General features: G+C 53.5%; 2 protein-coding genes. One reads left to right on the top strand and one right to left on the bottom strand.

Annotation, left to right across the window (positions count from 1 at the left end):
- Nucleotides 1-199: 199 nt before the first annotated feature.
- A complete protein-coding gene (locus KUW67_RS18310) occupies nucleotides 200-841 on the bottom strand; it encodes a DUF998 domain-containing protein (RefSeq protein ID WP_224826784.1) in 642 nt (213 codons plus the stop codon).
- 285 nt (nucleotides 842-1,126) lie between these two features.
- On the opposite strand from KUW67_RS18310, the gene KUW67_RS18305 reads away from it, so the two are divergent.
- Nucleotides 1,127-1,315, top strand: a 189-nt coding sequence (locus tag KUW67_RS18305) for a hypothetical protein (RefSeq protein WP_224826783.1), incomplete at its 3' end; no start/stop codon positions are given.

Genomic DNA, 1,315 nt, shown 5'->3' with positions numbered 1-1,315 from the left:
AGCTCAAGCCGATGGACCCAGCCTTTGAGTAAGAGCGCGGTCCTACTTCGGACATCCCAGTAAATTAACGCGATGACGCAAACCAAAGCGTCAGAAAAGAAGAGTTTTTCAACAAAATCAGCCCAATCCAACTGCGCTGAGCAGCAGGCCTTTGGCTATGGCATCGATTAATGCATGATCAAAAAACATATGGCCGTCCTCAACCCTGCGTTGGAGTGTTTTCGCGGCCCCTGGCAACCGAGAAAAGCATCCAAGAGAAGGCAATCACCCAGACCACCGAAATGATCCCAAGCCCCCGCTCATAGGCACCATCGTATCCCGTCGGCATGAAAAAGAAGATCGGGGCGCCAACGATCCAGAGCGCCGCGCAAAAGTAACTCATCACACCATACCGCCGCGCGATTTTTCCCAGCCCCCGCCCCATCGTTAGAAACAGCGCTGCAAATAGCGCCCCGATGACATAGACAACATAAATGTGGATCACGATGCCCTCGTTGTCATTGTCGCCATATTCATTGCGCGCGCCGATGACGACCACGCACATCGCCAGCAACGCGAGGCAGGCGATACCAATGTTCCATCGTGCGCCATCGAGATGGAGGTGCGCGGCTGCCAACGCACAGGCGACCAGTGCACCGGCAAAGCCATAGAGGGCCACATCCTGGATGATCTCATATTTTCCGGCAGCCAGGTCGCTGACCGTATCCGCAACCCAATCATGGTTTGGCACCACCATGCTGCCGATGATGTTCCCCAGGACCATGGCGATAGTGCCTGCAACCGCGACTACCGCAGATCCGATCAAAAGTTGTGAGTTTGGCCGGGTCACATGTTGCGGCATTTCTTCTTCCTGTTGGCACTGTCAGAGCACAATACGGCGTTCCTCGAGGAGCCGCTTGGTCACAAGATATTTTGAGCGTTGATAACACGCCGGATCAGCCGATGCATGATGCGCAAGCTAATCTGAGACAGGTTTTAGGAGTTTGGTGCGCGGTCATCGCCAAACTATGGATGGTCGCACGTTAGCGTCCGCACAGGTGCCTGGTGGTCGATGTACGAAACCAGTTGCTGCGTGAGCCGCAAAAAGCTGAGTCACTGAAAACGGATGTTCAATATAGATTGATGAATGGCCGGTTGTCCACGCATCTCGATGGTTGCTTGGCCAGGCAGCGAAAGAACGGTTTGGATTGATTTTGTTGAAAAACTCTTCTTTTCTGACGCTTTGGTTTGCGTCATCGCGTTAATTTACTGGGATGTCCGAAGTAGGACCGCGCTCTTACTCAAAGGCTGGGTCCATCGGCTTGAGCTTTGCCAG

Origin of the sequence: Cognatishimia sp. MH4019 (assembly GCF_020177595.1) — a bacterium.
GTDB lineage: Bacteria > Pseudomonadota > Alphaproteobacteria > Rhodobacterales > Rhodobacteraceae > JAHTBL01.
The sequence above is the reverse complement of the archived record's forward strand: the minus strand, read 5'-3'. Positions and strand labels throughout refer to the sequence as shown.